Origin of the sequence: Actinomadura violacea, assembly GCF_017573465.1 — a bacterium.
Lineage (GTDB): Bacteria > Actinomycetota > Actinomycetes > Streptosporangiales > Streptosporangiaceae > Spirillospora > Spirillospora violacea.
In genome coordinates this window covers 158,855-165,301 of sequence record NZ_JAGEPF010000003.1, presented here as the reverse complement: position 1 = coordinate 165,301, position 6,447 = coordinate 158,855, and the positions used below count along the sequence as shown (strand labels likewise).

Here is a 6,447-nt window from a genome sequence, read left to right as displayed (position 1 = left end):
GTAAATGGAGCAAGAGGACAAGCTTCGCGACTACCTGAAGCAGGTGACCGCCAAGTTGCGCCGGACCCGCGAGCACCTCCGCGAGATGCGGGAGCGGGACCGGGAGCCGATCGCGATCGTCGGCATGGGCTGCCGCTACCCCGGCGGCGTCCGCGAGCCCGCGGACCTGTGGGACCTGGTCGCGTCGGGACGCGATGCGATCTCCGGCTTCCCGGGGGACCGCGGCTGGGACGTGCTCGAAGGCATGGCCGGCGCGGACTCCCGCGGCGACGGCTCCTCCTATGCGCGCCAGGGCGGGTTCATCGAGGACGTCGCCGAGTTCGACGCGGGCTTCTTCGGGATCAGTCCGCGCGAGGCGCTGGCGATGGACCCCCAGCAGCGGCTGCTGCTGGAGGCCGCCTGGGAGGCGTTCGAGCAGGCGGGCATCGCGCCCGGGTCCCTGCGCGGGAGCCCGACTGGGGTGTTCGCCGGGGCGACCTACTCCGGGTACACCGCGGACGGCGCCGAGGGCGCGGAAGGCTACCTGCTGACCGGTGGGCTGACGGCGGTGATCTCCGGCCGGGTGTCGTACACGCTCGGTCTCGGAGGGCCGGCCGTCACGGTGGACACGGCGTGCTCGTCGTCGCTGGTGGCGTTGCATCTGGCGTGCCAGTCGCTGCGGGCCGGCGAGTGCGAACTCGCGCTGGCGGCCGGCGTCGCGGTCCTGGTGACTCCCGGCGCGTTCGCGGAGTTCTCCCGGCAGCGCGGCATGGCCGCCGATGGCCGGTGCAAGGCGTTCTCGGCCGACGCGGACGGCATCGGATGGGGCGAGGGGACGGGGACGCTGCTCCTGGAGCGACTGTCGGACGCCCGCCGCAACGGGCACGAGGTCCTCGCGGTCGTCCGGGGCAGCGCGGTCAACCAGGACGGCGCGTCCAACGGTCTCGCTGCGCCGAACGGGCCGTCGCAGCAGCGGGTCATCCGGGCCGCGCTGGACAATGCCCGGCTCGCCGCCGCCGAGGTGGACGCGGTCGAGGCGCACGGCACCGGAACCACGCTGGGCGACCCGATCGAGGCGCAGGCGCTGCTCGCGACCTACGGGCAGGGCCGGACCGCCGACCGGCCGCTGTGGCTGGGGTCGGTGAAGTCGAACATCGGCCACACCCAGTGCGCCGCGGGCATGGCCGGTGTGATCAAGATGGTGCTGGCGCTGCGGCACGAGGTGCTGCCCCCGACCCTGCACGCCGCGGAGCCGTCCCCGCACGTCGACTGGTCCGCCGGGCACGTGCGGCTGCTGACCGAGCAGGTCCCCTGGCCGGCGAACGGGCGTCCGCGCCGCGCCGGAGTATCGGCGTTCGGTGTCAGCGGCACGAACGTGCACGTCATCCTGGAGGAGCCCCCCGGCACCGAAGACGCCGACGCCGACGACATAGCGGCCGCGGATACGCCGCCGCCCGAGACCGGAGGCGCGGGGCCGGCGATGCTGTCGCCGGGGCCGTCGGCGTGGACGGTGTCGGGCCGCGGCGCCGCCGGGCTGGCCGCCCAAGCCGCGCGCCTGCGGGACTTCGTGCTCGACCGGCCCGACCTGGACGTCGACGACGTGGGGTGGTCGCTGGCCACCACCCGCTCCGCGTTCGAACACCGGGCTGTTGTGACCGGTGCGGGACGCGACGAGTTGCTGTCGGGTCTGGCCGCCGTCGCGGCGGGCGAACCGGCCGCCGGAGTCGTCACCGGCGTGGCGGAGGAAGCGGACCAGGTGGTGCTGGTCTTCCCCGGTCAGGGCTCGCAGTGGGTCGGCATGGGACGCGCGTTGGCGGCGTCGTCTCCGGTGTTCGCGGCGCGCCTCGCCGAGTGCGCGGACGCGCTCGCGCCGTTTGTCGACTGGTCGTTACGGGACGTCCTGGACGGTGCCGACGGCGCGCCGGGATTGGAGACGGCCGACGTCGTCCAGCCCGCGCTGTGGGCGGTGATGGTGTCGCTGGCGGCGGTGTGGGAGGCGGCCGGGGTTCGCCCGGATGCGGTGCTCGGGCATTCGCAGGGTGAGATCGCCGCCGCCTGCGTGGCCGGGATCTTGTCGCTTGAGGACGCCGCCAAGGTGGTGGCACTGCGGAGCAAGGCACTGACCGTTCTTGCTGGTCGCGGCGGGATGCTGTCGGTCGCCGAGGACGCGGTCAAGGTGCGGGAGCGGCTCGCGGAACGGGGCGAGCGGCTGTCGGTCGCGGCGGTGAACGGCCCCGAGGCGACGGTCGTGTCAGGTGAGCCGGAAGCCCTGGACGAACTGGCCGCCGCGTGCGAGGCCGAGTCGGTGCGGACACGGTTGCTGCCGGTCGACTACGCCTCCCACAGCGCCCAGGTGGAGGCGATCGAGCAAGAGATCGTGGACGTGCTGAAAGGCATCGTCCCTGGCCAGGCCAAGATCCAGATGGTCTCCGCGATGACCGGGGAGTTCCTGGACGGTCCGGAACTCGACGCGTTCTACTGGTACGCGAGCCTGCGCGCGCCTGTGGAGTTCGACCGGGCGATCCGGGTGCTGGCCGAGGCGGGGCACCAGGTGTTCATCGAGGCGTCGCCGCACCCCGTCCTCACCTCGGCGATCACCGGCACGCTGGAGGAGACCGCGCAGGCCGGGGGCTCCAACGGGATGCCGCCCGTGGCGCCGGTGGTGGCCGGGACGCTGCGGCGCGATGACGGCGGCCCCGACCGGCTGCTGCTGTCGCTGGCCGAAGCCCAGGTGCGCGGGGTGGGCGTGGACTGGCGGGCCGTGCTGCCCGCGGGTCGCCGGGTCGCCCTGCCGACCTATGCCTTCCAGCGGCAACGGTACTGGCCGCGCCTCGATCCAGGGGTCGGTGACGTGTCCTCGGCGGGGCTGGAGGCGCTCGGGCATCCGCTGCTCAGCGCGGCGGTCGAGCTGGCGGACGGTACGGGCCTGCTGTTCACGGGCCGGCTGTCGACTCGCTCGCAGCCCTGGCTGGCCGACCACGCGCCGGCGGGCTCGGTCGTGCTGCCGGGGACGGCGTTCGTGGAACTGGCCGTCCGCGCCGGCCACCAGGCCGGATGCGCGCGCCTCCGCGAGCTGGCGGTGTCGGCGCCGCTTGTCCTCCCGTCCGGCAACGCTCTCTCCTTGCAGGTCAGGGTGGGCGCGCCGGATGGTGACGGGGTCCGTTCCGTCGAGGTGTGCTCGCGGGCGGAGGACGTCCCGGACGGGCCGTGGACGCAGCATGCCCGCGGCCTGCTCGCCCCGGCCGCCGACGCCGCCCCGACCGGTGTTGACGACCTCGCGGTCTGGCCGCCGCGCGGGGCCGCCCGGATGGACATCGAGGGCGTGTACGGCAGGCCGGCCGAATCCGGTTACGGCTATGGGCCGGTGTTCCAGGGCTTGCGGGCGGCCTGGCGGCGGGACGGTCAGGTGTTCGCCGAGGTCGCCCTGCCCGAGGACTGCGATGCGGGATCGTTCGGCCTGCACCCGGCCCTGCTGGACGCCGCCCTCCACGCCACAGCCCCGGCCTTCGACACCGGACGCGGTGAAGTGCGGCTCGCCACCGGCTGGAACGAGGTGAACCTGCACGCCTCCGGCGCGTCAATGCTGCGGGTGCGGCTGTCCCAGGACGCTTCCGGTGCCTGGTCTCTGCTCGCCGCCGACCCAACCGGGGCGCCGGTCGTCTCGGTCGCCTCGCTGACGTTCGAGCAGGTTCCGGCGGAGCAGCTGGCCGCGGCCGGCGCCGGTCTCCGCGACACACTCCTCACCTTCGACTGGGTTCCCGTCCCGGAGGGCGCCCCACCCGCCGACCTGGCGCTCATCGGCGACGACCCGTGGGACCTCGTGGCCGGCCTGACGGCCTCCGGCGCGACCGTGCGGACCTACCCGGACCTTCCCGCCCTCCTGGCCGCGACCGATGCCGCCGAACAGGTCCCGCAGACTGTCCTGACGTGTCCGCATAGCGCCTCGCCGACGGGACTGGTCGACGAGCTGGTGCGCGACTGGCTGGACGCGGAACTGCCGGCGGCCGCTCGATTGGTGCTGATGACACGAGGAGCGGTCGGAGCGGACGCGGCCGACTTGGACGGCGCCGCGCTGTGGGGGCGGATGCGGGCCGAGCAGGCCATGCATCCGGGCCGTCTTGTCCTGGCCGACCTCCCTGCGGCGACCCGTCCGGACGGCGGTGACGCGCTGCGGCTGATGGCGGCGGACGCCGGGGAGCCGGAGCTGGCGATCCGGGACGGGGCGGTGCTGGCGCGGCGGCTGGCCCGTCCGTCCGGAGGGCTGGTGCCGCCCGATGGCCGCGTACCGTGGCGGCTCGCCGCCGAGGAACGCGGCACACTGGACGGGCTGGCGCTGGTGCCGTGCCCGGAGGCGGCGGCGCCGCTGGAGCCGGGCCAGGTGCGGGTCGCGGTCCGCGCCGCCGGCGTGAACTTCACCGACGTGCTGGTCGGGCTCGCCATGGTCCCCGGCGCCGCGGAGATGGGCAGCGAGATCGCGGGTGTGGTTCTGGAGACCGGACCCGGCGTCACCGGGACCGCGGCCGGCGACCGGGTGCTGGGCACCGTGTCGGGCGGGTTCGGGCCGGTCACGGTCGCCGACGCGCGGCTGCTGGCGCGCTTCCCGGAGTCCTGGTCGTTCGCTGAGGCGGCGTCGGTGCCGATGGCGGCCGCAGCGGCCTGGTATGCGCTCGTGGACCTGGCCGAGGCGCGGCCCGGCGGACGGCTGCTGGTGCACGAGGCCGCCGAAGCCGTGGGCATGGCCGCCGTGGCGATCGGCCGGCACCTGGGGCTGGAGGTCTTCGGCACCGCCGACCCGGCCAAGCACGGAGCGCTGGTGAGCCTCGGGCTGGGCGCGGACCATGTGGCGTCGTCGCGGACGGCGGAGTTCGAGGAGGCGTTCCTCGCTTCCACCGGCGGCGCCGGGATGGACATCGTGCTGAACGCGCTGGCCGGTGAGCTGACCGACGCGTCACTGCGGCTGCTGCCGCGAGGCGGGACGTTCCTCGAACTCGGCAAGACCGACGTTCGGGATGCCGACCGGGTCGCCGCCGACCATCCCGGCGTGACCTACCGGCCCTTCGACACCGGCGACGCGGGACGGGAGCGGTTCGGGGAGATCCTCGCGCACACCGTGGCGTTGCTGGCCGCGGGCGACCTGCCGATGGTTCCGGTGCGGGCGTGGGACGTCCGGCGGGCTCCCGAGGCGTTCAGATACCTGAGCCAAGGCCGCCACGTCGGCAAGATCGTCCTGACCGTCCCACCCGACCCGGCGGCGCCCCGCAAGCCGGGCACCGTGCTGGTCAGCGGTGGTCGTGCGGCGCCGCTCGCCCGTCCGCTGGCCTCCACCGGCCGGGCCGCCCGCCTGGTGCTGGCCTGCCGCGAGGGCCCCGCCGCCACCGGCCTGCCGCACCTGGCGGCCGACATGGCCGCGAGCGGCACGGCCGTGCAGGTGACAGCCTGCGACCCCGCAGACCGGGATGCTCTGGCGGCTCTGCTCACGAACGCTGAGGCGCCGCTGACCGGTGTCGTCCACGCCGCCGACCGTCCGACCGGGGCCGTCGATCCCGTCGATGAGACAGCGTGGAACCTACATGCGCTGACCAGGGGAAATGACCTTGAGCTGTTCGTGCTGGTGACGTCGGCCGGCGAGACGATCGGCGGCGGGGACGGGACCGCGGCCTGCGCGGAGGCGCTCGCGGCGCAACGCCGGTCGGCGGGGCTCCCAGCGACCGCGCTGGTATGGGAACCGGCCGACGCGACGGAGGCGGAGGCCGGCACGCTCTTGGAAGCGGCACTGTCCGGGGACGAGGTGGTGCTGATCTCGGCGCGGCCCGACCTGTCCGGCCTGCGCGCACGCGCGGCGCAGGGCGCGGACGTCCCCGCGCTGTGGCGTGACCTGATCGGCGGACCGACCGCGCCGCCCGCCGCGGCGTCGGGCGACGGCGACGATGGGCACGCGCTGGCGCGCCGCCTCGCCGGGCTGTCCGCGGCGGAGCGGAACCGGCTTCTGCTGGACCTCGTCAACGCGCACGTGGCGGCCGTCCTCGGGCACGCCTCGCCGAACGCGATCGAACCCGGCCGGGCGTTCAGCTCGATCGGGTTCGACTCGCTCACCGCCGTCGAACTGCGCAACCGGTTGAACGCCGCGACCGGGCTGCGGCTCCCGGCCACCCTGATCTTCGACCATCCCACTCCGGTCGCCATTGCCGAACTCCTCCGCGAGAGCCTCACCGCCGATGACGGCGACTCCGCCGAATCCGAAGAGGAGAGGTTCAGGAACGCGCTGGCGTCCATTCCGCTGTCCCGGTTCAGAGACGCGGGACTGATGGACGCGCTGCTGCGGCTCGCCGAACTCGACGACGACGCTCCCGCGCCGGACGGGAACGGGCAGCTCGAAAGCATCGACGCGATGGACGCCGAAAGCCTGGTCCGCATGGCGTTCGGCGGCGAAGAGGCGGACATCTGATGAAGCTCAATGCGTGGAGGCCG

The 6,447-nt window shown here is 74.4% G+C and carries 1 protein-coding gene; it reads left to right on the top strand.

The genetic code is table 11. The annotated features are described in order from the left end of the window. Positions 1-4 precede the first annotated feature (4 nt). Positions 5-6,424: a type I polyketide synthase gene (locus J4709_RS05020; RefSeq protein ID WP_208237417.1), complete on the top strand. Its 6,420-nt coding sequence runs from the start codon at positions 5-7 to the stop codon at positions 6,422-6,424. The last annotated feature ends 23 nt before the right edge of the window (positions 6,425-6,447 follow it).

Excerpts from the sequence above, each read along its gene's own strand:
- J4709_RS05020 (WP_208237417.1), top strand. The coding sequence starts at position 5 with ATGGAGCAAGAGGACAAGCTTCGCGACTACCTGAAGCAGGTGACCGCC.